25 protein-coding genes are annotated in these 21,882 nt (G+C 59.3%); 15 read left to right on the top strand and 10 right to left on the bottom strand.

Annotated features, from left to right (window positions below):
- Positions 1-17: 17 nt before the first annotated feature.
- The gene (locus ACJRW5_RS13035; protein WP_484570939.1) at positions 18-1,046 is read left to right on the top strand and encodes an acyltransferase family protein; all 1,029 of its coding nucleotides are present in this window, start codon (positions 18-20) and stop codon (positions 1,044-1,046) included.
- Positions 1,047-1,107: 61 nt separating this feature from the next.
- The gene (nfuA, locus tag ACJRW5_RS13030) at positions 1,108-1,692 is read left to right on the top strand and encodes a Fe-S biogenesis protein NfuA (protein WP_484570938.1); all 585 of its coding nucleotides are present in this window, start codon (positions 1,108-1,110) and stop codon (positions 1,690-1,692) included.
- 50 nt (positions 1,693-1,742) lie between these two features.
- Here the strand turns inward: nfuA and ACJRW5_RS13025 are convergent, their stop codons facing one another.
- The 4 genes from ACJRW5_RS13025 to ACJRW5_RS13010 form a co-directional block, all read right to left on the bottom strand.
- Positions 1,743-1,967, bottom strand: a complete 225-nt coding sequence (locus tag ACJRW5_RS13025; RefSeq protein WP_484570937.1) for a DUF1272 domain-containing protein — start codon at positions 1,965-1,967, stop codon at positions 1,743-1,745.
- Positions 1,968-2,054: 87 nt separating this feature from the next.
- Positions 2,055-2,321 carry a hypothetical protein gene (locus tag ACJRW5_RS13020; protein WP_484570936.1) on the bottom strand — a complete coding sequence of 89 codons (267 nt, stop codon included), beginning with the start codon at positions 2,319-2,321 and terminating at the stop codon, positions 2,055-2,057.
- A gap of 184 nt (positions 2,322-2,505) precedes the next feature.
- Positions 2,506-3,708, bottom strand: a complete 1,203-nt coding sequence (locus ACJRW5_RS13015) for a catalase family protein (protein WP_484570935.1) — start codon at positions 3,706-3,708, stop codon at positions 2,506-2,508.
- Between the two features lie 36 nt (positions 3,709-3,744).
- Positions 3,745-5,619 carry a di-heme-cytochrome C peroxidase gene (locus ACJRW5_RS13010; RefSeq protein ID WP_484570934.1) on the bottom strand — a complete coding sequence of 625 codons (1,875 nt, stop codon included), beginning with the start codon at positions 5,617-5,619 and terminating at the stop codon, positions 3,745-3,747.
- 228 nt (positions 5,620-5,847) lie between these two features.
- Here ACJRW5_RS13010 and ACJRW5_RS13005 point away from each other — a divergent pair, with 228 nt between their 5' ends.
- On the top strand, positions 5,848-7,080 hold the full coding sequence (locus ACJRW5_RS13005) for a sigma-54-dependent transcriptional regulator (RefSeq protein ID WP_484570933.1): 1,233 nt from the start codon (positions 5,848-5,850) through the stop codon (positions 7,078-7,080).
- Positions 7,081-7,147: 67 nt separating this feature from the next.
- Positions 7,148-7,615: a DUF3429 domain-containing protein gene (locus tag ACJRW5_RS13000; protein ID WP_484570932.1), complete on the top strand. Its 468-nt coding sequence runs from the start codon at positions 7,148-7,150 to the stop codon at positions 7,613-7,615.
- On the opposite strand, the gene ACJRW5_RS12995 is transcribed toward ACJRW5_RS13000, so the two are convergent.
- From ACJRW5_RS12995 to ACJRW5_RS12980, 4 genes are read right to left on the bottom strand one after another with little or no spacing between them, the layout of a single operon-like run.
- Entirely contained in the window at positions 7,583-8,134 is a 552-nt protein-coding gene (locus tag ACJRW5_RS12995; RefSeq protein ID WP_484570931.1) for an AAA family ATPase, read from the bottom strand. The two genes, ACJRW5_RS13000 and ACJRW5_RS12995, sit on opposite strands and share 33 nt — an antisense overlap.
- Entirely contained in the window at positions 8,131-8,700 is a 570-nt protein-coding gene (gene pnuC, locus ACJRW5_RS12990) for a nicotinamide riboside transporter PnuC (RefSeq protein ID WP_484570930.1), read from the bottom strand. Before pnuC ends, ACJRW5_RS12995 begins: the two co-directional genes overlap by 4 nt.
- A 55-nt stretch (positions 8,701-8,755) precedes the next feature.
- Positions 8,756-9,370 carry a hypothetical protein gene (locus ACJRW5_RS12985; protein ID WP_484570929.1) on the bottom strand — a complete coding sequence of 205 codons (615 nt, stop codon included), beginning with the start codon at positions 9,368-9,370 and terminating at the stop codon, positions 8,756-8,758.
- Positions 9,371-9,377: 7 nt separating this feature from the next.
- Positions 9,378-11,012 carry a methyl-accepting chemotaxis protein gene (locus tag ACJRW5_RS12980; RefSeq protein ID WP_484570928.1) on the bottom strand — a complete coding sequence of 545 codons (1,635 nt, stop codon included), beginning with the start codon at positions 11,010-11,012 and terminating at the stop codon, positions 9,378-9,380.
- 252 nt (positions 11,013-11,264) lie between these two features.
- Between ACJRW5_RS12980 and ACJRW5_RS12975 the strand changes: the two genes are divergently transcribed.
- Both ACJRW5_RS12975 and ACJRW5_RS12970 read left to right on the top strand, forming a co-directional pair.
- On the top strand, positions 11,265-12,095 hold the full coding sequence (locus ACJRW5_RS12975) for an undecaprenyl-diphosphate phosphatase (protein ID WP_484570927.1): 831 nt from the start codon (positions 11,265-11,267) through the stop codon (positions 12,093-12,095).
- Positions 12,092-12,814, top strand: a complete 723-nt coding sequence (locus ACJRW5_RS12970; protein WP_484570926.1) for a DUF1294 domain-containing protein — start codon at positions 12,092-12,094, stop codon at positions 12,812-12,814. The genes ACJRW5_RS12975 and ACJRW5_RS12970 overlap by 4 nt, the downstream gene beginning before the upstream one ends.
- On the opposite strand, the gene ACJRW5_RS12965 is transcribed toward ACJRW5_RS12970, so the two are convergent.
- Both ACJRW5_RS12965 and ACJRW5_RS12960 read right to left on the bottom strand, forming a co-directional pair.
- On the bottom strand, positions 12,800-13,153 hold the full coding sequence (locus ACJRW5_RS12965) for an MmcQ/YjbR family DNA-binding protein (protein WP_484570925.1): 354 nt from the start codon (positions 13,151-13,153) through the stop codon (positions 12,800-12,802). The genes ACJRW5_RS12970 and ACJRW5_RS12965 overlap by 15 nt on opposite strands.
- A 23-nt stretch (positions 13,154-13,176) precedes the next feature.
- A complete protein-coding gene (locus tag ACJRW5_RS12960) occupies positions 13,177-13,992 on the bottom strand; it encodes a helix-turn-helix domain-containing protein (RefSeq protein ID WP_484570924.1) in 816 nt (271 codons plus the stop codon).
- Between the two features lie 112 nt (positions 13,993-14,104).
- Between ACJRW5_RS12960 and ACJRW5_RS12955 the strand changes: the two genes are divergently transcribed.
- The 9 genes from ACJRW5_RS12955 (at position 14,105) to ACJRW5_RS12915 (ending at position 21,881) form a co-directional block, all read left to right on the top strand.
- On the top strand, positions 14,105-14,431 hold the full coding sequence (locus ACJRW5_RS12955) for a DUF2834 domain-containing protein (RefSeq protein WP_484570923.1): 327 nt from the start codon (positions 14,105-14,107) through the stop codon (positions 14,429-14,431).
- A complete protein-coding gene (locus ACJRW5_RS12950) occupies positions 14,428-14,853 on the top strand; it encodes an MAPEG family protein (protein ID WP_484570922.1) in 426 nt (141 codons plus the stop codon). The genes ACJRW5_RS12955 and ACJRW5_RS12950 overlap by 4 nt, the downstream gene beginning before the upstream one ends.
- Positions 14,854-15,003: 150 nt before the next feature.
- Positions 15,004-16,788, top strand: a complete 1,785-nt coding sequence (locus ACJRW5_RS12945) for a sensor domain-containing diguanylate cyclase (RefSeq protein ID WP_484570921.1) — start codon at positions 15,004-15,006, stop codon at positions 16,786-16,788.
- Between the two features lie 443 nt (positions 16,789-17,231).
- Positions 17,232-17,639, top strand: a complete 408-nt coding sequence (locus tag ACJRW5_RS12940; RefSeq protein WP_484570920.1) for a hypothetical protein — start codon at positions 17,232-17,234, stop codon at positions 17,637-17,639.
- A 13-nt stretch (positions 17,640-17,652) separates the two neighbouring features.
- Complete coding sequence (locus ACJRW5_RS12935; RefSeq protein ID WP_484570919.1) at positions 17,653-18,213, top strand: adhesin; 561 nt, start codon at positions 17,653-17,655, stop codon at positions 18,211-18,213.
- Positions 18,214-18,261: 48 nt separating this feature from the next.
- Positions 18,262-19,074, top strand: a complete 813-nt coding sequence (locus ACJRW5_RS12930) for a hypothetical protein (protein ID WP_484570918.1) — start codon at positions 18,262-18,264, stop codon at positions 19,072-19,074.
- A 124-nt stretch (positions 19,075-19,198) separates the two neighbouring features.
- The gene (locus ACJRW5_RS12925) at positions 19,199-19,831 is read left to right on the top strand and encodes a C39 family peptidase (protein ID WP_484570917.1); all 633 of its coding nucleotides are present in this window, start codon (positions 19,199-19,201) and stop codon (positions 19,829-19,831) included.
- A gap of 32 nt (positions 19,832-19,863) precedes the next feature.
- The gene (locus ACJRW5_RS12920) at positions 19,864-20,595 is read left to right on the top strand and encodes a hypothetical protein (protein WP_484570916.1); all 732 of its coding nucleotides are present in this window, start codon (positions 19,864-19,866) and stop codon (positions 20,593-20,595) included.
- A 32-nt stretch (positions 20,596-20,627) separates the two neighbouring features.
- Positions 20,628-21,881, top strand: a complete 1,254-nt coding sequence (locus ACJRW5_RS12915; protein WP_484570915.1) for a coiled-coil domain-containing protein — start codon at positions 20,628-20,630, stop codon at positions 21,879-21,881.
- The last annotated feature ends 1 nt before the right edge of the window (position 21,882 follow it).

The raw sequence follows: 21,882 nt of genomic DNA, 5'->3' as shown, positions 1-21,882 counted from the left end.
AGGGGAGTCGCGTTTTAATGCTGGTTTCAGTGCAGGCACTGCGGGCGTTGGCAGCCTGGGTAGTGGTGTTCCACCATGTCATGCAGGTGTTCTTCGATTTCCATGCCGACAGCTTCGTCGGTCATCTATTCGCCGAGCGAGGGGCGGTCGGCGTCGACATCTTCTTCGTCATCAGCGGCCTGGTGATCTATCTCTCCACTCATGGCAAGACGATCACGCCCTGGCGCTTCATGCTCAACCGTGTGCTGCGGATTGTCCCAGCCTATTGGCTCTATTCATTAATCGCGGCGCTGATCATTGCCTTGGCCAACCCGGTCATGCCGGTGCAGGAGTTCGACCTGCACCACCTGTTGCTCTCGTTATTCTTCATCCCCGCCGAGAACCCGGCAGGGTTTGGTCTTTATCCCACGCTCAATGTCGGCTGGACGCTGAATTACGAGATGTTCTTCTATTTGTTGTTCGCCATGGCTTTCATCGTCACTGAGCGCCTGCGGTTGCTGTTCATCGTGGTGGCGCTTGCGCTCTTCAGCCTGCTGGCGAGCCAGCAATGGATGAGCGATTTCTATCGCAACAGTATCGTTTTCGAGTTCGTCTTCGGCATGCTGCTGGGGGCGGCCTACAAGCGCGGCTGGATACGTCATGGGTTATGGTTGCCGCTGCTAGTTGTCGCCGGGTCGTTACTTGCCATCTACTGCCTCGACAACTCCAGGAGACTGTTGCACTGGGGGGTGCCAAGCGCATTGATCGTGGCGGCCTGCATTGCCATGGAGCCTTGGTTCAAGGGTAATCGGTTGCTGACGCAACTGGGCGATTGCTCGTACTCCGTCTACCTGCTGCATGTGATCGTGCTGTCACTGGGTTGGTACCTGCAAGCCAGCTTGAACCTTGAGCCCGCCATCGTCATTGCGACTTGCATACCGCTAATCGCCTTAGCGGCCTGGGGCAGCTACGAGTTGATCGAAAAACGCTTCTTCGTCCAGGCCAAGGCCTGGATCGAGGCCAGAAGGAGCAGGCGAGACCTGCAGCCTATAACCCGACTAAATTAGTAGGACTATATTCAGGGCGTTACTTGGCGTACACTTCGCCATACGACCGTGAGGAGTTGCCATGAGCACCATTACCATTACCGATGCCGCCCATGATTACCTGGCTGAGCTGCTGAGCAAGCAGGACACTCCGGGTATTGGCATTCGTATCTTCATCACCCAGCCGGGTACGCCTTACGCGGAAACCTGCATTGCCTACTGCAAGCCGGGTGAGCAGAAACCGGAAGACACCGCTGTTGGCCTGGCCAGCTTCACTGCCTGGATCGACGGCCTCAGCGAGCCGTTCCTGGAAGAGGCAGTCGTTGACTACGCCACCGACCGTATGGGCGGTCAGTTGACCATCAAGGCGCCAAACGCCAAGGTGCCAATGGTCAATGAGGACAGCCCGCTCAACGAGCGCATCAACTACTACCTGCAGACCGAGATCAACCCCGGCCTCGCCAGTCATGGCGGTCAGGTGAGCCTGGTCGACGTAGTCGATGAAGGTATCGCAGTGCTGCAATTCGGTGGCGGCTGCCAGGGTTGCGGTCAGGCCGACTACACCCTCAAGGAGGGTATCGAGAAAACCCTGCTGGAGCGTATTCCTGAGCTCAAGGGTGTGCGTGACGTGACCGATCACAGCAATCGTGAGAATGCCTATTACTGAGTGGGTGCGTGGCGTAGCGAAGGGGCGACATTGGTCGCCCCTTCGTCGTTTCAGGCTTTAAGTACCCGCTTGGTTGAGGCAGGAAAGCGCTCAAGCTTTTCGGCTGGACGGATGGGGCGTTTGACCAGCTCGCCGCCACAGTTTGGGCAGCGTAACCCCAGAGCCGACTCGGCGCAGGAACGGCAGAAGGTGCACTCGAAGGAGCAGATCAGAGCATCGGCGCTGGCGGGTAGATTGCAGTCGCAATTCTCGCAGTTGGGGCGCAGTTCAAGCATGGCGATAGCCTCGGCAGGGGCGCTGGATGCAGCAGTCTGCAATTGTCCGAGGCTATACGCAACAAGGTAGAGCGCCGCGCAAACGGCTTACTCCGGCATGCTCCAGGGCGCCAGGTCGAAACCCTGGCTGCGCAGCTCGTCGCGGGAGCGCTGCAGGGCATCTTCCAGCTGCTGCGGGTCGCTGTAGGTCGCGCTGGAGAGCTGGCGACCGAGCAGACGGTTGTTGGTGCGGTCGATGACGCTGATGCTGACGACTCCGGTGCCGTCCTGCGGAGCCCAGGCCACGCACTGGAACGGGCGGAAAGCGCGATCAGCAATCAGCAGGGCTTCGTTGAAACGCAGCGGTGTGTTCATGGGTTCGGTTTCTCCGAGTTGATCCCAACAATTAATTGCGGCCAGCCCGTTATCGAGTTGGCCTTTCAGTGTTGTTGATGAACTCAGTGAACCAATAAGTCACACACTTTTGAAAAAAGTTTTTATTGCCTGTCGGACGTGTCCTGTTAGGAACTTCGTGCGTCTCGCCAGCTACAACTTGTCACTACAAAAGTTCCGTTGATGTTTCTTCCTTGGTCGGCGCAGGGTCACTGGTAGCGGGGGCTGTAGAGGAGGGCGGGGCATTGCGCTGATGGCGATAGGCGCTTACGGCCTCATATACCGACTTGCGTAGACGGTTTATCCCGCCAATAGGTCGATGCTCTGGCAGTGCATGCCACGGGTTGAAGGACAAATTGTCGCAGAACAGATTCTGTTCGCGACTATCGAAGTCCTGAGGCTTTACGGTAATACGGGCGACGCTTTCGAAAGGCGATATCTTTTCATCCCATTCAACAGAGGTGTCTTCGATAGGCATGTAGTACTGCGCGTTCTGTTTTTGTACCTGAAGTTCGAAACAGGCGGGTGCACGGTCGAGCGACAGCTGTTGGTAAAGTGCATTGCGCAAAAAGTTGGGCAGGGCGGTGTTCTGCTCCGGCAACTCGTAGGGTGGGCAGTTCTGCGGTGCTGGCACCACACGGTATTTGATGTTCAGCTCGCCCAGCTTGAACGGGGCAATGGAGTTGTAGGTCGTAGCGACCGGACTTTCCGGCGCAGGGGCCAGCGTTTTCAGGGCGATGATCAGGTGGCGCACCTCCCAGGTGCGTGGGTCCCAGCTGGGAAAGAAGGCCTGCACTTTCTTGCCATCGGCCTGCGCCGCGAAGTTGCTGCGGTACTCTGCTACGTCGCGCACGAAGAAGGCGGGGTGGTTGAACATGACGAAGTCCTGCTCGCTGGCATGCTGCGGGCTCTTCATGAGTTTCTCGCCAGGGACATCGAGCAGTTTTATGGCCATGCCCCGAGCATCGCGGGCACGGTCGAATTGCGGATAGGCGTTGCCGTTGGACAGGCGCATCCAGGCCTGCCAGGTCTGTCCCGGCTCGCTGAATACGCCCTGGCGCAGCGGTTCATCCAGATCCTCCAGTACCTGGACCTCCGCTTTGACGCAGCCGTGCGCCTTGGCATGAGCATCGCGCAGCACCCGAGTGTTGTCGCGGTGCTGCTCTACGATACGTACTGCATCCTCGATGATCACGCGAGTCAGCGCGGCTTCTCCAGCAGGAATCTCTTCCTGCGTCGACACCGGCCCCGAGAACTTCCAGGCGTAATAGGTTTCTCCAACGCCCCAGCCAACAAGACCAATCAGTGCGACGGTGAGCAGCAGCTTGCCCAGCAGGCGACCGAGCCAGAGCCAAAAACGTTTCAACATCGGTGCAATCCTTGTTCTAGACGGTGTCGGTTGAAATCAGCCTTCGCAGCTCGGGCCGGGCGTCCAGGGGCGTACGGCGACCTCACTGAGCTGACTTTCCAACCCGGTGTTGCCGAGAATCTTGAGGTATTCGATCAGTGCTAGGCGCTCGTCTGGTGACAGTGCCCGACCTATTACGCCCTCCTGGCGGCAGCCGTCGCGGAACTCATGACCGCCGTTGCCATTGCCAGTCACCCGGGTATCGAGCAGAAAGCCACCCGGGAAGGCCTCACTGCGGTAACCCACGCGCACAGGGTCGAACTCGAAGTTGCCAACCCAGAACTGGCTTTGCCGCTCGTAGACGGGCGAAAGCAAGTCGAACAGGTTAGCTACCGAACCGTTGTGCAGGAATGGCGGCGTCGCCCAGATTCCGTCGAGTGGCCGGGCCTTGTAGCCGCGCTTCTCCTGCACGCCGATGGCCAGGCCATAGCCATCCATCTCTTGGCGCTGGCGAGGGCCAATACCGGCGTCCTGATAGGCTCGATTTTCTACGTAGGCGGTGATGTAGGCCAACCCCTTGGCGCTAGAGATGCTCTTGAAATCGACATCCTCCAGCTTGCTGCCGAACAGCTTGACGTCCAACTGCGACAACTCGGCCTTGGTCCAGCCCAGGCGACTGATGTCGAAACGATGGTCGGCGATGTTGTCGGCCGTGGTCGGGTCAGTGCCCACGATCGACGTCGGCACGACCCGCATCCGCCATTCGGGGTCACGCGAGGGCGCCAGGCGCTGGTCGCGCGGCTTGGGATCGGGCGCATGGCAATAGGCGCAGTTTTCCAGATACAGCGCCTTGCCACGGCTGGCCAGCGGCAGGTCTACCTTGCCGAACACGGTCTCTGGCCAGGTCGGCGGCTGCAGGTGTTTCAGCGTTTCCTCGAGCGTGTACAGATCGTGCAGGCGCACGCTTGAGGCGTAGCGGTCCGCTTCGGCGACACCTTTGCCCTGTTCGTCCAGCAAATGCAGGCTGGCGCCCACGCCAAGCGCTTCACCAACGTTACGTGCCATCGGCTGCATGGCGGAGCCGTTCCACTGCACCCAGTCGAACTTCCAGATATCCCATAGATGCGGATAACTGACGGGGGCATCGGCAATGCGGTAGTTGGACTCATCCAGTACGTCTCCGAATACGGTATTGGCAATACGGCCAAATGCATCGGTGCGCCCAAACCCTTCTTCGGTCGGATACAGCCCGCGGTGCCAGTCGTTCATGGCCGTGGCCAGCAAACGGTCCAGCACTTGTTTGAAGTCCTCTCGCAACTGATCTCGTCCCTGCGAGTACTGGTCGCCCAGAACCTCCTGGGCGAAGCGGCGAAACTTCAACGGGTTGTAGTAGGTGAAGGCCATGCTCATGCCCAGCGCCTGGCCAAAGCCGCCTCCGCGCAGCGTGGGTACCGTGGATGCCAGGGAGTGCAGGGCGGCGCCACCGTCGATACGAACGGCCTGCCCTTTGTAGCGCAACTCGCCCGTATGGCAGGCGGCACAGCTGATGTCGAGAAAGTGCTCGCCACTTTCATCGTCCTGATGGCGGGCGAAGCCGACAGGGAGGTTGCCGGGATTCAACTCGCTGGCTTGCTGGCCAGGGGCGGTCAGAAAACCGAAACGGGCCAGGTAGTCGGGGCGAGCGAACTTGTCTGTGCCAAAAGGCATTTCCAGGGCGGTGAACCAGTCGTAGCGCAGCCCTTTAACTGTGGTGCCCTGCGGGGTGTAGTAGTAGGTCTGCCGCTGCTCGTCGCTCCACTGCTGCAGATAATGCAGCTCTTTCGGCTGCTCGAAGCTCGGCAAATTGGGATTGATCACGTAATAGAGCACGACCGCCAGGCCGATCAGGACCAACAGTGCAATGAGCTTCAGGGTACGGCGCAGCAGACGCATCGCAGAACTTCCTTGTGGCGTTCTTATTAAGTGGCCTGTTATGCCAATCCTGTGAGCGGTTGGCAAGTTGCCATCGCGGTCTTGTTGAGGAACCCGCAATAACCAACTGGAACTAGGGATATAAGGAAATGTTCCATGCGGCGTCAAAGTTCTTGCTAGCGTTACACATGTGAGCGCCAAATCATTGTTTTTATTGGGATTACAAAATAATGGCGCCAAGGATGGAGTATGTTGGAGGCTGTTTCCGGCACATCCCGGCATGTACTGGTGCTCGAGCCAATAGGCACATGCGAGGCGCTGCTTGCGCCTCTGCAGGATGTGGGCTGGTCGATACGCTTCTGTAAGCCGGGAGCACTCGCTGCGTCGACGGACGAGGTCGTGCTGTTTGACCTGCATGAACAGCCGATACCCACGTTGCTCGCGCAACTACGGCGAACACGGCTGTGCTGCGTTGCACTGGTGGCTAACCCGACCCTGATACCGGTCGACATAAACGAGCTGGTCGGTGAATGGTTTTTTGCCGCGTTCTCGTTGCCCGTGGATGTTTCGCGCTTGTCCGCAAGCCTGCAGCAGGCTCAGGCAGGTGCGCGGCTGCTTCGCCCGAAAGACAGGAAGGCATTGCAGTTTCTCGGTAACCGTGGGCAGGCACGTAATCTGCGTAAGCAACTGGACGAGCAAGGCGGGCGAGATGGGCCATTGCTGATCAGGGGCGAGCGCGGCAGCGGCAAGCACCTTTTGGCGCAACTACTTCATGAGCGGGCGGCGTGTGCAAAGCAGCAAATGATATGTGTCGACGCAGCGGAGCTATCTAGAGGGCTATTTGATCAATCCGGGCATTCAGCGACTCTGGCTGCAGCCGCCGCAACGAGCCTGTTGATCGAGAACATCACGGCCCTCTCTGGTGACGAACAGCTGCGACTACTACGCTGCCTGCAGGCTCAGCCCAGCCTGCGTCTGATTACCCTGAACCAAGGTGAGCTCGAGGACGCGGTGCAGCAGAACCGTTTCCACAGCGATCTCTATCGGCTACTGAGCGCCCGACAACTGACGACCCCAGCCCTGAGTGAACAGCCAGGCGATCTGCTGTTGCTGGCCGAGCACTTTGCCAGGCGTCACGGCGCGGCAATAGGGCGCCAGCACCGGCGCTTCAGTGACGAAGCGGTAGCGGCCATGACGGCATATGACTGGCCCGGTAACGTCCGCGAGCTGCGCCATCGCTTGCTGCGAGCGATGGCTCTGGCGCAAGGGCGACAGATACTTCCCGCAGATCTCGGGCTCGATGCGCCTCAGGCGCTGGAAAATGCCCCTGTAACGCTCGAGGACTACATCTTACGAGCCGAACGGCAGGCGTTGAATGATGTATTGGGTCGCTACACCCACAATATGAGTCAGGCCGCCCGAACACTCGGCGTTTCTCGTCCAACCTTCTATCGGTTGTTGCACAAACATCGGTTGCGCTGAGAGGGCTGGCTGTATCACCAGGGAAACACTGCTAAGGTGCACTGCACACGTATCGCAGGAGATCTTCATGCATCCGTTCGACGCCGAAAAGCCGCCGAAACTGGCTGTATTGTTAGGTTATGCCGGGCTTGCGCCATTTGTCGGCGGTGCGGCCGGAATCTGGATCATTCCACTGGGCTGGCGTCCCTTCGTACTGGCAGCCCTGCTTGATTTCTCCGCTGTGATTCTTGCTTTCATGGGGGCGATCCATTGGGGCCTGGCGATGCGTGCCGAGGAAACCGACGAGAACGCCAAGCTGCAACTGGGCTTGTCGGTAATCCCGCCGTTGCTCGGTTGGGCCGCATTGGCCAGTGGCCTGCCCATGGCGTTTACGCTGCCGATCTTTCTGCTGTCTTTCATTGGGCTTTATCTGGCCGATATGCACGCCGTGAGGGTAGGGCTGGCGCCGCAGTGGTATCCGGCGCTGCGTACCCCTCTGACCCTGGTTGTGTGCGTCAGCCTGCTACTGGCCTGGGCCAGCGTACTGATCCGCTAAGCCGAGCAGCGCCGCCACATGATCCAGGGCGGCTTCGCGACGTTCGCTCCAGGTACCGGAGAGGTTGATAAAGCGTTGCCCGTTGTCGTGCAACCAGTCGTGGCAGGCGCGATGAAAAGCCTGACGCTCAGCCAGCAATGGCTGGCATCGCTGGCCGTCCTCGACCCAGGGCACACCGGCAGGATCAAGTAACAGATGTTGGTCGTAACGGCGGGCCAGCAACTCGTTTTCCAGCCAGTTCGGGCAGTCGTCGAACAAACAGCGACTCCAGAGCATATTGCTCAGCAGATGGGTATCGAGGATCAGCAGTGACGGCTGCGCTGAGCGCGCGGTGTCCTCCCAGGCCAACTGGCCACGCGCGATGGCGTCGATGTCGGCGTAGCAGGTGTCGCGCTGGTGCTGGTCGATGAAATGGCGCACATACTCGCCCACCACCATTCCGCCGAAGCGGGCCTGGATTTCCGCGGCCAACCAGCTCTTGCCGCTGGACTCCGGCCCCGTCAGTACCAGTACCTTCATAACGCACGCTGCAAGGCTGGATCGCGACGCCAGCTCAGCCAACCGCTGATGGCCAGAGCGGTGAATGCGGCGTAGAGCCCGGCGGTAAGATAGAGCTGGCTATGCAGGAAAAAGGCGACGTAGCAGAGGTCAACCGCCACCCAAAGTGGCCAGCATTGCAGGCGTTTTTGTGCCATCCACAGTTGCGCGACCAGACTGAACGCCGTTAGCGCCGCATCCAGCCAGGGGGCGCTGGCATCGGTGTAGTTCGCCATGAGATAACCGAGCAGCCCGGCGCCCAGGGCTCCGATCGACAGGCCTGTTGCCATGCTGACGAGCCCCAGCTGGCTGACCTTGCGCCCATCGTGCTGGTCTCCGCCCCGTGTCCACTGCCACCAGCCGTAGAGCTGCGATCCCGCGAACAACACCTGCAGAAGCAGGTTGGAATACAGCCGCCAGTCATAGAACAGCCAGGCGTACAGCAGCACCATCGCCAGGCCGATGGGCCAGCACCAGGGGTTCTGCCTGACCGTCAACCAGACCGCGATGATGCCGAGCCCGGCAGCAATGAGTTCGAGCCAGGACATCCGGCATCCTCGCAAAGGTGAAAAAAGGGAGGCGATTGTACTGGGCTGGCTGCTTTCAGCACACCAGGCTGTCGGCTTGTCGGTACAGCATCAGCAGCTTGCGGGTGATGGTTTGCTGGATGTCGTCGCGTTCGAAGCTCGACAGTCGTTCCAGGCGGGCCAGCTGCAAACGGTGCAGGTGGATGTAAGGCATCTGCTGGTCGAACTCGCGTAAATCACCTTTCATCAGCACTGGCAGGAACAGATCGCCCTTTGCCTTCTGCTTGCTGATGATCTGGGCCAGCGCCGGCTTGAAGTCCATGGTCTTGGGAGCAGGGCCGCCATCGACGATCTGCGTGCTGAGCAGCAGCCCAGGCTTGCCCAGCACCTTACCGGGTAACACGCAGAGCCCGGTCTTGCGGATGGCCTGGCTGTCGATGCCATGCAGGGTATCGTGAAATGCGTAGGGATTGGGCAGCACGACCATCTTGCGCCCGAGATCGGTAGGGAAGTGCAGGCTGTAGTTGGTATACAGCTGCCCCACCGATTCGGAGTACACGCACAGACGATTTTCGAACAGTTTGATGAAACGTTCGGCCAGCTCTCGCCGGGCCATGCTGTCCAGATCCCAGATCAGGTCCTGGTTCTGCGGCCGACTGAAGTCGACCTCCTGATGTTGCATGTTGCTCATGAACGTCTCATACGCGGAACTGCCCCAGCAGGCGATTGAGCTGGTCAGCCAGTTGTTTCAGGTGCTGGCTGGCAGCACTCGACTGTTCGGCCGCTTCGGCCGTGTTATGGGCCAATGCTGCCGTCTGGGTGACGTTCTGGTTGATGTCTTCCACCACGTGCGATTGTTGCAAGGTAGCGCTGGCGATGGAAGCGTTCAGCCCACTCAGATTACGCAGCGACTGGGCGATTTGCGCAAGACTTTCGCCAGCCTGACTGGCCTGTTCCACGGTGAGTTGCGAGGCGCGGCTGCTTTCGTGGATGACCTTCACGGCGGCCTCGGAGTTGCCTTGCAGGCGCTCGATCATGCCCTGAATCTCGGCAGTGGATTGCTGGGTGCGCTGCGCCAAAAGGCGAACTTCGTCCGCAACCACGGCAAACCCTCGACCCTGTTCGCCGGCGCGAGCCGCTTCGATGGCCGCATTGAGGGCGAGCAGGTTGGTTTGCTCGGCAATCGAACGGATCACTTCCAGGACGCTACCGATCTGCGTGCTTTCGCTGGCCAGCGACTGGATCACTTCCACGGCCTTGTCGATGGTGCTCGACAGTTGGTCGATCTGGCGCAGGCTGGCGTCGATGTTCTGCTGTCCCTGGCTGGCCTGACTCTCGGCGCTCTGCATCTCGCCGGATGCATGCTCGGCATTCTTCGCTACATCCTGTACGCCGTAAGTCACCTGGTTCACTGCGGTTGCCACCAGTTCCATCTGCTGCGCCTGCTGCTGGCTGTGTCGCTGTGCTTCGCTGGATATGTCGCCAAGCGAGGCAGCCGCCTGATCCAGAGAACCGGCTGAGTCGAGCATCTGCCGGATAACCTGGCGCAGCTTGTCGGTGAAGGCATTGAAATAGGTGGCCAGCGAGGTCAGCTCATCACGGCCCCGACTGTCGAGATTGCGGGTCAGATCGCCTTCACCACTGGCGATATTGGCCATTGCCTCTACAGCGGCCTGCAACGGCTGGACGATGCTGCGGGTGATGAGCACGACCAGCGCGGCGAGCAGCACGGCGATGAGCAAACCGATGCCCATCGCACTCAACGCCTGGGTCCTGAACTCGGCCTGAACGTCATCGACGTAGACGCCGGAACCAATGATCCAGCCCCAGGGTTTGAACAGCTCAACGTAGGAGATTTTGGGCACCGGATCACTGGCACCTGGCTTGGGCCAACGATAATCGACCTGACCCGCCCCTTGGCTACGGGTGATGGCGACCATTTCGTTGAATAGCGCCTTGCCGTCCGGGTCCTTGAACGCGGACAGGTTTTGGCCCTCGAGCTTGGCATTCATCGGATGCATGAGCATGACCGGGGTCTGATCATTGATCCAGAAGTACTCCTGACCGTCGTAGCGCAGGCCGCGAATCACCTCCATGGCCTGCTTCTGGGCCACTTCGCGGCTCAGAGTGCCGGCCACCTCCAGCTCGTGAAAGTGCTTGAGAATGCCTGCGGCGCTCTGCACCACATGCTCCGTTTTCTCAGATTTACCCGCGTACAGATCGGTATGGATCTGTCGCAGCATGTAGGCCCCCTGCAGGATCAGTGTCAGGATGGCCAGCACCAGGATCAGCCACAAGCGGCGGCTGATGGGAAGACTACGCAAGCTGTTCATGGACGTGTTCCTGATTGTTGTAATTGTCGGGATCAGGGCAGCCTCGTTCGGAGGGCAAGGCAATACTGTCACATCGAGGCATTATTCACTCTAGTTGTCTGATAGCATTTCGGCAGCTAGGCGCAGAACCTGAACGAGCACCGAGCTAGACCTCGCGAGGAACCTCCGCGACGGCTTTGTGTCCCACGGCGGGGCCTATGTTCCATGTTCTAGTTTTACGCGTAGGTGAGTCGCCGCGCTTTGGGGGAGTTGATGGATATCTGGATGGCCTTTCAGGCCCTGATTCTGGGCATAGTGGAAGGCCTGACCGAGTTCTTGCCGATTTCCAGTACGGGGCACCTGATCGTGGTCGGCGATCTGCTCGGCTTCAATGGGGAAACGGCAACAGCTTTCAAGATCATCATTCAGCTCGGCGCCATTCTGGCGGTCATCTGGGAATTTCGAGCGAAAGTACTGGGTGTAGTAGTGGGGTTACCCAGCGATCCGAAGGCCCAGCGCTTCACTTTCAACCTGCTGCTGGCGTTCATCCCGGCGGTCATCTTCGGCCTGACCTTCGCCGACCTGATCGAACATTGGCTGTTCAATCCGATCACCGTGGCCATGGCGCTGATCATCGGCGGCATCATCATGCTCTGGGCGGAAAAGCGGGTGCATTCGATCAAGGCCGAGTCGGTGGATGACATGAACTGGAAGCTGGCGTTGAAGGTCGGCTTCGCTCAGTGTCTGGCACTGATTCCTGGCACTTCACGCTCAGGCGCCACCATTATTGGTGGCCTGGTCTTTGGCCTGTCGCGCAAGGCAGCCACCGAGTTCTCATTCTTTCTGGCCATGCCGACCATGGTCGCTGCCACTGTTTATTCGCTGTTCAAGTACCGTGACATTCTGCAGGTGAGCGACCTACCGATATTCGCCATCGGCTTCGTCAGCACGTTTATCGTGGCGATGATCACCGTACGCGCCTTGCTCAAGTTCATTACCAATCACAGTTACGCGGTATTCGCGTGGTACCGGATCGCCTTCGGCTTGCTCATTCTCGCGACCTGGCAGCTAAATCTGATCGACTGGAGCACGGCGCAGCCGTGATCGGCAACGAGCGCAGAGGGCGCCTGAAAACTTGGGACGATGCCAAGGGCTTCGGCTTCATCCAGCCGCAGGACGGCGGCGCCGAGGTTTTCGCCCATATCTCGGCGATGCGCGGCGAGCGCAGGCCGCAGCTCGGGGATGAGGTGCTGTTCATCGAAGGGCGTGATCAACGAGGTCGGCCCCGCGCTGAGCATCTACGCTTGGCTGGAGGTCTAAGCCTCGATAATCAGGCAATCCGGCGCAAACCCAGGAATGCCGATACTGCGACTCCCACACCCCGTAAGCCTGTCGTCAGACGGGCAAAGAGAGCTGCGTCCCAGGGCCCTATCCAGAATTTTTCCGTCAAGGCTGTACTCTTCGGCTTGCTCTGCGCCTTGCCACTGTTCGGTGCCTGGCAGTTGCTCGGCAGAGGTTTCTGGTGGGTCGCTCCACTTTATCTGCTGGCCAGTCTGCTGAGCTTCGTGCAGTACTGGCTGGACAAGCGCAGCGCCCAGAGCGGTAGCCGCCGCACAGCGGAGAATACCTTGCATCTGGTGGAGCTTGCAGGCGGCTGGCCGGGCGCTCTGATTGCGCAGCAGGCCTTCAGGCACAAGACGCGCAAGGCGTCCTATCAAGCTGTGTTCTGGTTGATTGTCGCAGCTCATCAGCTGTTCTGGATCGACCTGCTGTTGCTCGATGGTGCCTATATCGCCCGGCACCTTCCCTTATTCGTCCAGTAGCAATCCCGGCTGTAGGCGTTTAGGCAACCGGCGCACTACCAACTGATGCGAACGCGTCAACAGCTGGTGCAATTCGTGCTTGCCGAGTGGCAACTGGCTGGCGTTCATGCTGATCCAATGAGCGCGAGCCAGGTACGGAGCAGGGCGGATACCGGGACGATCGATGTAGCCGAGGAACAGGTCGCTGTCGACCTTGAACGCCAGGTCCTCGCCGAGAAAATCGAGAATGGCGAACATCTTGTTGCCTGCGATAGAAAACACCCGGTTGCTGCCCCATTTGAGGTCTTCGCGAGCGCCTGGCAGTGCCAGGCAAAAGTTGGCGATCTGCTCGGGTGTCATGCTGGCCCCCTCAAACTGTCGATTCATTGCGCTGCGGCCTGCGCACGCTCATAGGCCTGAGTCATGATTCGCCAGGTATGTGCATCGGCAGGAATCAGGTGCTCGATGCGCAAGGCTGCGACAGTGATGTCGAGCGGCATACCGAATGTCGTGAAGGTAGAGAGAAAGCGCAGCTCGCCCTCCGCCGAATCGATGCGCGTCATCACCAGGGGCGCAGTTTCATCCGTCGCCGCCGGCGGGCCGACTGGCGCCGGCAGCTCTGCAAGCAGGCATGCCAAGTCAGGGTTCGCCAACGCCTCGCGGGAAGCACGTTGCCAGGCAACCGTACGAATTTCTTCGGCGTTGAGCAGCAGATCGCCCAGGCCACCGGATTGCAGCAACGTGACCAGCAGGTTCAAACCGTCTACAGCATGCACCGGCAGGCCCAGCAAGTGAAATAGCGCAGCGGTGCTGGCATTGGCGGCCAGCACCTGCCATTGGCTGTCCAGAACAATAGCGGGCGCTGGGTTGTTGGCGTGCAATACATGGTCGATTGCATCACGAACAGCCTCCAGCGACGGTGAAACCAGCGCGGCGGCGCCGTAACGAGGGGCGTAACCGGCGGCCACAAATATGCCGTTGCAGCGCTGCAGGGGCGCCTCCAGTGCCATCAACAATGCGTGCAAGGTCGCAGGGCTGGGCCTGGCGCGCCCGGTTTCGATGCAGCTCAGGTGGCGTTGGGAAATCCCCGCGATCAGAGCCAGGTCGAGTTGACTCAGATTGGCCTGGCGACGCAACAGGCGCAGTTGTGTTCCTGCACTGGCGGCAGGAGTCGGTAGAGGTAACTGTGGGGCATTCATGGCCAGACTCTGGCACCCCCGACCAGCCTTGTCTATGACTTGACAGGTCATTGAGCGAAGGCGCTCAAACTCATTAAGTTGTGCCGGGTCAGTCATCGATCAGGAGCCGCGCATGAACAGACCTCACCTGGCCCTAACGGCCCTGCTGGTGTTTTCCGCTTACACCCTATGGACGATGGTAATCGCCGAGCAGTCGTTGCTGGCCTTCGGTCTGGCGTTGTTGTCCAGGCCTGACACAGCACAAGTGGTGATCGATCTGTATCTGCTGGGGCTGATGGCCTGCTGTTGGATATACCAGGATGCGCGCAGGCGCGGCCGCTCACTGCTGTCGATACTGCCGTATCTGGCGCTGACGAGCGTTTTCCTCTCCATCGGGCCTCTGCTGTACATCGTGGTAACGGGCTATTCGCGTGTTCAGCAGCGGGCAGGGCAAGCATGAACGCGCTTTTGCAAATCTACGGACTGTGCGTGCTGGTGCTGTCCCTGAAAATGCTGGCGATCTCGCTGTATCAGGGGTACTTCCGCCTCAGATATCTGGCATTTGCCAATGTCGAGGACGCTGCCGTTTTCTCCCGCAACGCGGCTGCCCAGGAGCTACCGCAGGTCCAACGAGCAGCCAGGGCTTGGTTGAACGACCTGGAGAACATTCCCGTGTTCTTCGTTTTCGGCGCCCTGGCCGTGGTGCTGCATACCCCGGTCGAGCTGACCAGCGTTTTGTTCTGCGTTTTTACCAGCGCACGCATCCTGCATACGGTGATGTATCTGGCGGGCTGGCAACCCTGGCGTACGCTGGCCTTCGCGCTGGCTTTGCTCAGTCTTGTCGCGCTCGCCACATTGCTCGGTGTGGCCCTGCTGCGGTAGGTGTGACACCGCGAAGTTGTCTTGTAGACTTTGGGGTCATTTTGCTCACCGGTGAGCGGTCATGCGCGTTCTGGTCGATATCGCCCAATGAACATTTATCACCACGTTCGGTTATTTTTCTGGGCTCTGCTGAGCCTGGTGCTGTTTTCATTGCCCGCATGGTCCGATGGTCGTCATATCGATGCAGCGCAGCTCAACCAGCAACCACTGTCGCTGACAGCTCATGCAGGGATCCTGGAGGACCCCACACGTGCGCTGACATTCACCGCCGTTCGCGCAGACGAGAAGGGCGAACGCTTCGAGTACGGGACGGCCAAAGGCGCATCGTTCGCACTGGGGTTTACCCGTTCGGCCTACTGGTTTCGCCTCGTTCTTGGCAACCCCAGCAGCGTGCCGCTGCAACGCCTGCTGGTGGTCGATAACCCGCGTGTTTCCCAGGTAGATGCCTATATTCCGGATGGGCAAGGTGGCTATCACACTTGGCGCACCGGGGCGGATCGGCCGCAGACCCGCAAGGCCTACGACAACCGTAATTTCGTCTTCCCGCTGGAGTTGCCGGCACGCTCGCAGCAGGTGGTCTATGTGCGTGTCGAGTCGAGCATAGGCCTGCTGGTACCGCTGCAGCTCTGGTCGGCCGATGCATTCCATGCTCACGCGCGTAACGACTACATGGCGCGTAGCGGTTACATGGGCATCGCGATCGCGATGATTCTGTTCAACCTCATGTTGTTCGTTGCGCTACGTGAACGCATCTATCTGCTGTACGTGACCTTCGTCTTTTGCGCCCTGTGTGGGCTGACGATCAAAAATGGCATGGCGCCGGACTGGACTCTGGCCGGCCTGCCGCTGAACTCGAACGTCGCCTACTATTCAGCGGCGTCGATGGCCCTGAGTACCATGTTGCTGTTCATGCGTAGCATGTTGCAGACATCACGCATCTGGCCCTGGGTTGATCGCGGACTGCTGGGGCTGATTGCCCTATATCTGATTTCTCCGCTGGTCTATGCCGTTGCGCTGGAGCAGGTGTCGCGAGCGGCCATCGTCATCAACCTGCTGACCGCCGTAGTGATGATGGGCGTCGCTCTTGCGTGTGCGCTCAAACGCCAACGCAGCGCCTACTTCTTTCTCGGCGCTTTCGGTTTGCTGATTCTCGGTGGGGCTACGACGACATTGCGCGCCATGGGCATTCTGCCGACCAATGTGTTGACGGTGGATGGTCTGCAACTGGGCTCATCACTGGAAATGCTGCTGCTGGCCTTCGCGCTGGCCGACCGTATCAATGTCATGCGCCGGGAAAAGCTGCAGGCCCAGGTAGCGCTGCTGCAGGCGCAACAGCAACTGGTCGAGACCTTGCAACGCTCCGAGCGTGAGCTGGAGCAACGCGTCGACCAGCGCACTGCCGAACTGCAAGTGCTCAACAGACGCCTGGAGGCCCTTAGCCTCACCGATGCCTTGACGGGTATCGCCAATCGCCGCCATTTCGACGAGGTGCTGGCGAAGGAGTGGAAACGCGCGCAGCGCGTCGGTGAGCCACTCGCTTTGGCGGTCATCGATGTTGACTGGTTCAAGGCCTACAACGACCACTATGGGCATCTGGCCGGCGATACCTGTCTGCAGCAGATTGCAGGCTTGTTGAGCTTCAACATCAACCGCACGACCGATCTGGTAGCCCGATTTGGTGGTGAGGAATTCGTCTTCCTTGCACCCTCTACCGATTTGCTTGGCGCACAGAACATGGCAGAGAAGCTGGTGGCGGCTGTGCAAGCGCTGGCGCTGCCGCACGCCGAGTCACCGCTGGGTCACGTCAGCATAAGCGTGGGCGTGGCGTCTATGCACAGCGAAGCGGGAAGTGAGGTGCAAACTCTTCTGCACAGGGCTGATGCCGCTTTATATCGGGCCAAGGCTCAAGGCCGTAACCGGGTGGAGCGGGCCTGAGCATTGCTGATGCTCAATGAATAACCGATCCGACTGACTTTCGTTTGGCGATCAGCATCCAGAGCGTCGCGGGGCGTCCGTTAGCGCAACACAGTCTTGCAAATGCTCTTACGCGCAGATGGGCTTATCGCCGCTGCTTCGGGTCAGATATGCGATGAGCAATCCGATTCGCTCAAGAGGGGCGCATCAATCAACCTGTATCAATTGCTTAACGCCCGGCCGTTTCGCCCCTGAACCGCGAGTTTGAGCGGTTTCTGCGCCTGTTTCAGAGACTGTAGCCACTCAGATGTATCTCAGATATTTAACAGATCGAGTTGAGTTGCTCAGAGGACATTTCTCAACGCATTGTTTTAAAAAGAGAAACTAGTTCTGGCGCAGGCCATGCATTGCCTTCGATGGTGGAGTAGTACGTTGAGGACTACCCCCGGAAGAGGATGTTGGGCATGAAGCTGAACAACTATTGCTGGGTGTGTGCAGCGGTGCTGCTGAATACAGCCCAGGCCGGCGAGGGTGATGTGATCATCAGTCGTGATGTTCAGCCTCGCGTTGCCACGGTCAACCCCATAGTGCCGGACCCAAATCCGCGCCTGATCAACCCGGGGAACATCACCAGCAGCGTCACCGGCGAATTGGGTGACCGTGACTTCGCCGGCATCTCAAGCGGACTGGCTCTTCCCCGCAGGTTGCTGGATGGGCACCTGGGGACACAGCTCCCCGGTCCTTCGCACCAGGTTTTTTCTGTCATGGGCCCGGGTCACTCCAGTCGAACTCGGGGCAATGGCATTTCGGAGCAAGTCAACCGCAGCGTACAGCAAGGCCTGCGTCCGTTGCAGCATCTGGGAGGGCGCTGATATGAGGCGCCCGTTGCTGATCCCGATTGCGCTAATGGCGTGCATTTCTGCCCACGCTGACAGCATCAATGCGCGAATCGATTCCAGTGGCCAGGATTACCAGGGCAACCTGGCGATCAATCAGGCTGCGGGCGTTCTACAGCAACAGGTAAACAGCCGTGCCCTTAGCGTTGGAGGGCACGGAATGTCGACGACCACCATCGTGCAGGTGCAGGAAAACCTGCCGCACGTCACTTCGCCGCTTGATACCCAAGCCTCCATCAGCGGTAACTCATTCAGTAATGGGCGTGGAATCGTCGGCGTCAATCAGGCTGCAGGCATTGCCAACCAACAAATCAACTCTACGCGCGTGGTGCTCATTGCCGTGCCTGAGAGTCTCGACGACAGCGTCCTCGCGCAGAGCGTAACGCGCTCCAATGATCCAATTTCAACCGCACCGATGCCGGGTGGCGAACGCCACGTTGATATCAGCAACGAGGCTTTTGCTGGTAGCCGAGGGGTGGTGCAGGTGAACCAGAGTGCTGGGATTGGCAACCGTACTGCCAATCAAATCAGCATCAGGGTGGTGGATTGAACCCTGCCGCTACAAGGCCAACTCCCCAAAACAGCAAGGAGATAAACCATGAAGCATTCAGCAATTCTCAGCCCTCTGGCTCTTGCACTGGCCGCCATGCTTGCCACAACTGCTCATGCAGCAGGGCCTGGAGGCGGTTACGGTAACCCGAATGGTGCCAGCGCGAATGTAGAGGATACGCAGATCAACCACGACAACAACGTAATCAACAACGAAACCAAAAACACGGCAAGCATCGAGGGCTCACTTGACGGTGCGGCCGGTAATGTCGGGGTCAACGTCGCCGCTGGCGATAACAACCAGCAGGCCAATGCGGCGGCCATTGCAACAGCCGATGCCGCCTTCGTTTTTGGTGGCTTCGCCTCGAGCAGTGCCAGCGCCAGCATAGGGGTCAATCAGCAGGCATACGACAACACCCTCACCAACTACGGCAACCCCAACACCGCCAGCGTGCTCGACAGTGCCAATGACGCAACAGGGAACGTCGCGATCAACGTGGCAGCCGGCAATTTCAACCAGCAGAAAAACGATATGTCGATCGCGGCTTCGGAGAATGCACTGATCGCCGAGGCATCGGTGAACGTTCAGCAGACCTCCTACGGCAACGTAACCGATAATAAGCACGGTGATGTGTTCGAGGTCGACGCAGCGCTGCCCAGCGTTGCCAGCGGTTTTGGCTTCGGTGGTGGTGGCTATAACCCGCGCACGCCCCAGACCCCTGTGGTCAACAACGCCAGCCTGAGCAACTCGCTGGCCAACGCATCGGGCAATGTGGGTGTCAACATTGCTGCAGGTGGCGGTAACCAGCAGAGCAACAGCCTGGCCATCGCTGCCGGTTGCAATGCCTGTGTAGCGCAGTAGAGCGAGCAGTAGCGGCGCTGGTGATACGTCCCCAGCGTCGCTTCATTGCGATGGAGGCCTTATGCCTGGCTCCCCGAGTCGTTTGTTTCTCTGCTGGTGTTGCTTATCTCTCTGCCAGCTGGGCATGGCCGCGGAACTCCGCCTTGCCGTACTGCCCAATGGGGGCTTGGCCCATGTTCAGGTGGAAAGCATCCGTGAACGGCGGTTTTCCAACCTGGTCGAGCAGCAGACTGATTTCAGCTGCGGTGCTGCGGCCATGGCGACCATTCTCAATCAGGCCTACGGCCTGGCGCTTGGCGAGGAGGACGTGATCAGGGGCATGCTGGCGAGCGCCGATGCCGACTTGGTCCGTACGCAAGGATTCTCCATGCTCGACATGAAGAACTATGCCGCAACGTTGGGCTTGCGCGCCCGCGGTTACCGGATCAATGCAGATCAACTGGCTGACATCAAGATTCCCGCCATCGTTCTGCTCGATGTGCGCGGCTACAAGCATTTCGTTGTGCTGCAGCGTACATACCGTGGCTACGTCTATATCGGCGACCCGGTGCTGGGACACAAGAAGATGGGCCTGAGCGAGTTCAGCAAAGGCTGGAACGGCATTGTCTTTGCGCTGATCGGGCCGGGCTACAACCGCGATAACGCACTGCTTTCACCGCCCGAACCATTGACGGCGAAGCGGCGGATCGATCGCTTCAGCCCTGTCAAAGATGCGGAATTGATGGAGTTCGGGTTCATTCAAAGCGACTTCTTTTAACCCACTTGGGGAACGACCCCAGGAGGTTGGTCATGTACAGCAAGCTATGGTTGGCCGCTGGCATCCTGGCTGCCAGCCTGCAGGCTGGCGCCGGCACACTGTTTCAACCTATCGAGGTCAGTGATCAGGAACTCGCCCAGCTGCGTGGCCGCTATGTGTTGCCGGATCGCATCATCAGTTTCGGCGTGGTGATGACATCTACCTGGCAGAACGGTGCGGGTCAGGTGATTGGGGCGCAGGTGGCATTGAACGTGGTCAGCGGCCAGGTTCAGCCTTCCTTGTACATCCGCCAGATAAGCTCTCAAGGGCAGAGCGGAGCAAGCGTCACCAGCGGTAGTGGCGTGATTAGCGGCGGCGCCGGTCTCGACAGCGTGCAAGGCATCGTACAGAGCGTCCGTACGGCAGGCGACCTGAATACCGGACTAAATGATCTGCGGCTGCGGATAGTGACCGGGAACGACGATACCAACCTGGATGATGCGCAGCCATGGAGTGGTAGCCAGGACTTCAGCAACGCCGCAGGCCTGGTCAGCGTGAGCAGCCGCGCAGGTGGAATCAATATAACGCTGCATGCCAACCAGGGGCAGGGTTTCAGCAGTCAGCAAATCGGCGGAGGCGTCGCGCAGCACGCCAATATCTCCGGCTCGCTGAACGAGGTCAAAAATCTCGCGGCTCTCAACGTCGCTCTACGTGACAATCCGCAGAACCTCAATCTGAATGCCTGCATCGAGCAACTCCGGGCCTTGCGTCCTCACGGCTACTGACAGGTGCCCATTTAGGCACAAGGGGTCGACGTATGCGTCATGCATGTGGCGTCGCAGTTGGGTTCAGTTCGACTATTTGCTTAGCTCTTGGCGTATCAGCCGCCTCTGTCGATCCTCAGGTCGAAGCTCTTCAACGAGAGCTGGAGGCGCTCAGGGCGCATTACCAGACGCAACAGAATGCGCTGATGGTACTGGAGCAACGTCTGCGCCAGGTGGAGGGCAGGGCAGGCCAGGCTGGTAGTGGAGCCGCGCCGGTGTCGCGCAACGGCCAGGTGGCGAGCGCCGATGGTGCAGCGGGCTATGGAACAGCCTTGAAGGACAGCTCAGAACCACCGGCGAGCGTGGAAAACCTTTATCAGGAGGCCAGTGGTTTCTTTGGTGGCGGCACCTTCAGCATCGAACCCGGTATCACCTACAGTCATTACGATTCACGTCAGCTGTTTCTCAACGGTTTCCTCGCTCTGGACGCAATCTTCCTCGGCAATATTGGCGTGGACCAGATCAATGCCGACACCTTTACCTTTGATCTGACCGGCCGCTACAACTGGGCCCAACGCTGGCAACTGGATATCAACACGCCATGGATCTACCGCGAAAGCACCTATCAGTCAGCGGGTGCGGGTGGTTCGACTACCTCGGTCAGCGAGGCGACCGTAACCGGCGATACACGGTTGGGCGATGTGAATATGGGCATCGCTTACAAGTGGCTGGATGAAAGCGAAGGTGTACCCGATGTGGTGCTCAGTCTGAGGGTCAAGGCACCAACGGGTGTCGAACCTTATGGCATCAAGCTCGATCGTGTACCTGGTAACGATAACCTGAGCATCCCGGAGGATCTGCCAACGGGTAATGGCGTCTGGTCGATCACGCCTGGCGTCACTCTGGTCAAGACGCTCGATCCAACTGTAGTTTTTGGCAGCCTGTCTTACACCTACAACTTCGACGAGAGCTTCGACGACATCAGCCCGCAGCGCGGCGTCAAGGTGCCGGGAGAGGTAAGCCTGGGCAACTGGTTCCAGTTTGGCTTGGGCGTCGCCTTCGCGCTCAACGAGCGGGCGAGCATGTCGATGTCATTCAGCGAGTTGATCAGCCAGAAAAGCAAGATCAAGCCGGAAGGGCAGGGCTGGCAGACCGTGGCAGGGAGTGATGCGAATGCCGCTTACTTCAATATCGGCATGACGTTCGCGGCCAGTGACAGCCTGACCATCGTGCCCAATCTGTCGATCGGACTGACTCCGGATGCGCCGGACTTTTCGTTCAGTATCAAGTTTCCCTACTACTTCTGAT

The sequence above is a fragment of the Pseudomonas pichavaramensis genome (genome assembly GCF_050473265.1).
Lineage (GTDB): Bacteria > Pseudomonadota > Gammaproteobacteria > Pseudomonadales > Pseudomonadaceae > Aquipseudomonas.
Note: the sequence above shows the minus strand (reverse complement) of the source record. Positions and strands in the feature narration are given on the sequence as shown.

Bases quoted from the DNA above. Each gene is read 5' to 3' on its own strand.
- ACJRW5_RS13010 (WP_484570934.1), bottom strand. From the start codon at position 5,619: ATGCGTCTGCTGCGCCGTACCCTGAAGCTCATTGCACTGTTGGTCCTG.
- ACJRW5_RS12930 (WP_484570918.1), top strand. From the start codon at position 18,262: ATGAAGCATTCAGCAATTCTCAGCCCTCTGGCTCTTGCACTGGCCGCC.
- ACJRW5_RS12975 (WP_484570927.1), top strand. From the start codon at position 11,265: ATGGATATCTGGATGGCCTTTCAGGCCCTGATTCTGGGCATAGTGGAA.
- ACJRW5_RS12980 (WP_484570928.1), bottom strand. From the start codon at position 11,012: ATGAACAGCTTGCGTAGTCTTCCCATCAGCCGCCGCTTGTGGCTGATC.
- ACJRW5_RS13005 (WP_484570933.1), top strand. From the start codon at position 5,848: ATGTTGGAGGCTGTTTCCGGCACATCCCGGCATGTACTGGTGCTCGAG.
- ACJRW5_RS12925 (WP_484570917.1), top strand. From the start codon at position 19,199: ATGGCCGCGGAACTCCGCCTTGCCGTACTGCCCAATGGGGGCTTGGCC.
- ACJRW5_RS12940 (WP_484570920.1), top strand. From the start codon at position 17,232: ATGAAGCTGAACAACTATTGCTGGGTGTGTGCAGCGGTGCTGCTGAAT.
- ACJRW5_RS13020 (WP_484570936.1), bottom strand. From the start codon at position 2,321: ATGAACACACCGCTGCGTTTCAACGAAGCCCTGCTGATTGCTGATCGC.
- ACJRW5_RS13000 (WP_484570932.1), top strand. From the start codon at position 7,148: ATGCATCCGTTCGACGCCGAAAAGCCGCCGAAACTGGCTGTATTGTTA.
- ACJRW5_RS13015 (WP_484570935.1), bottom strand. From the start codon at position 3,708: ATGTTGAAACGTTTTTGGCTCTGGCTCGGTCGCCTGCTGGGCAAGCTG.
- pnuC (WP_484570930.1), bottom strand. From the start codon at position 8,700: ATGTCCTGGCTCGAACTCATTGCTGCCGGGCTCGGCATCATCGCGGTC.
- ACJRW5_RS12920 (WP_484570916.1), top strand. From the start codon at position 19,864: ATGTACAGCAAGCTATGGTTGGCCGCTGGCATCCTGGCTGCCAGCCTG.
- ACJRW5_RS12915 (WP_484570915.1), top strand. From the start codon at position 20,628: ATGCGTCATGCATGTGGCGTCGCAGTTGGGTTCAGTTCGACTATTTGC.
- ACJRW5_RS12995 (WP_484570931.1), bottom strand. From the start codon at position 8,134: ATGAAGGTACTGGTACTGACGGGGCCGGAGTCCAGCGGCAAGAGCTGG.
- ACJRW5_RS12985 (WP_484570929.1), bottom strand. From the start codon at position 9,370: ATGAGCAACATGCAACATCAGGAGGTCGACTTCAGTCGGCCGCAGAAC.
- ACJRW5_RS13025 (WP_484570937.1), bottom strand. From the start codon at position 1,967: ATGCTTGAACTGCGCCCCAACTGCGAGAATTGCGACTGCAATCTACCC.
- ACJRW5_RS12960 (WP_484570924.1), bottom strand. From the start codon at position 13,992: ATGAATGCCCCACAGTTACCTCTACCGACTCCTGCCGCCAGTGCAGGA.
- ACJRW5_RS12950 (WP_484570922.1), top strand. From the start codon at position 14,428: ATGAACGCGCTTTTGCAAATCTACGGACTGTGCGTGCTGGTGCTGTCC.
- ACJRW5_RS12965 (WP_484570925.1), bottom strand. From the start codon at position 13,153: ATGACACCCGAGCAGATCGCCAACTTTTGCCTGGCACTGCCAGGCGCT.
- nfuA (WP_484570938.1), top strand. From the start codon at position 1,108: ATGAGCACCATTACCATTACCGATGCCGCCCATGATTACCTGGCTGAG.
- ACJRW5_RS13035 (WP_484570939.1), top strand. From the start codon at position 18: ATGCTGGTTTCAGTGCAGGCACTGCGGGCGTTGGCAGCCTGGGTAGTG.
- ACJRW5_RS12955 (WP_484570923.1), top strand. From the start codon at position 14,105: ATGAACAGACCTCACCTGGCCCTAACGGCCCTGCTGGTGTTTTCCGCT.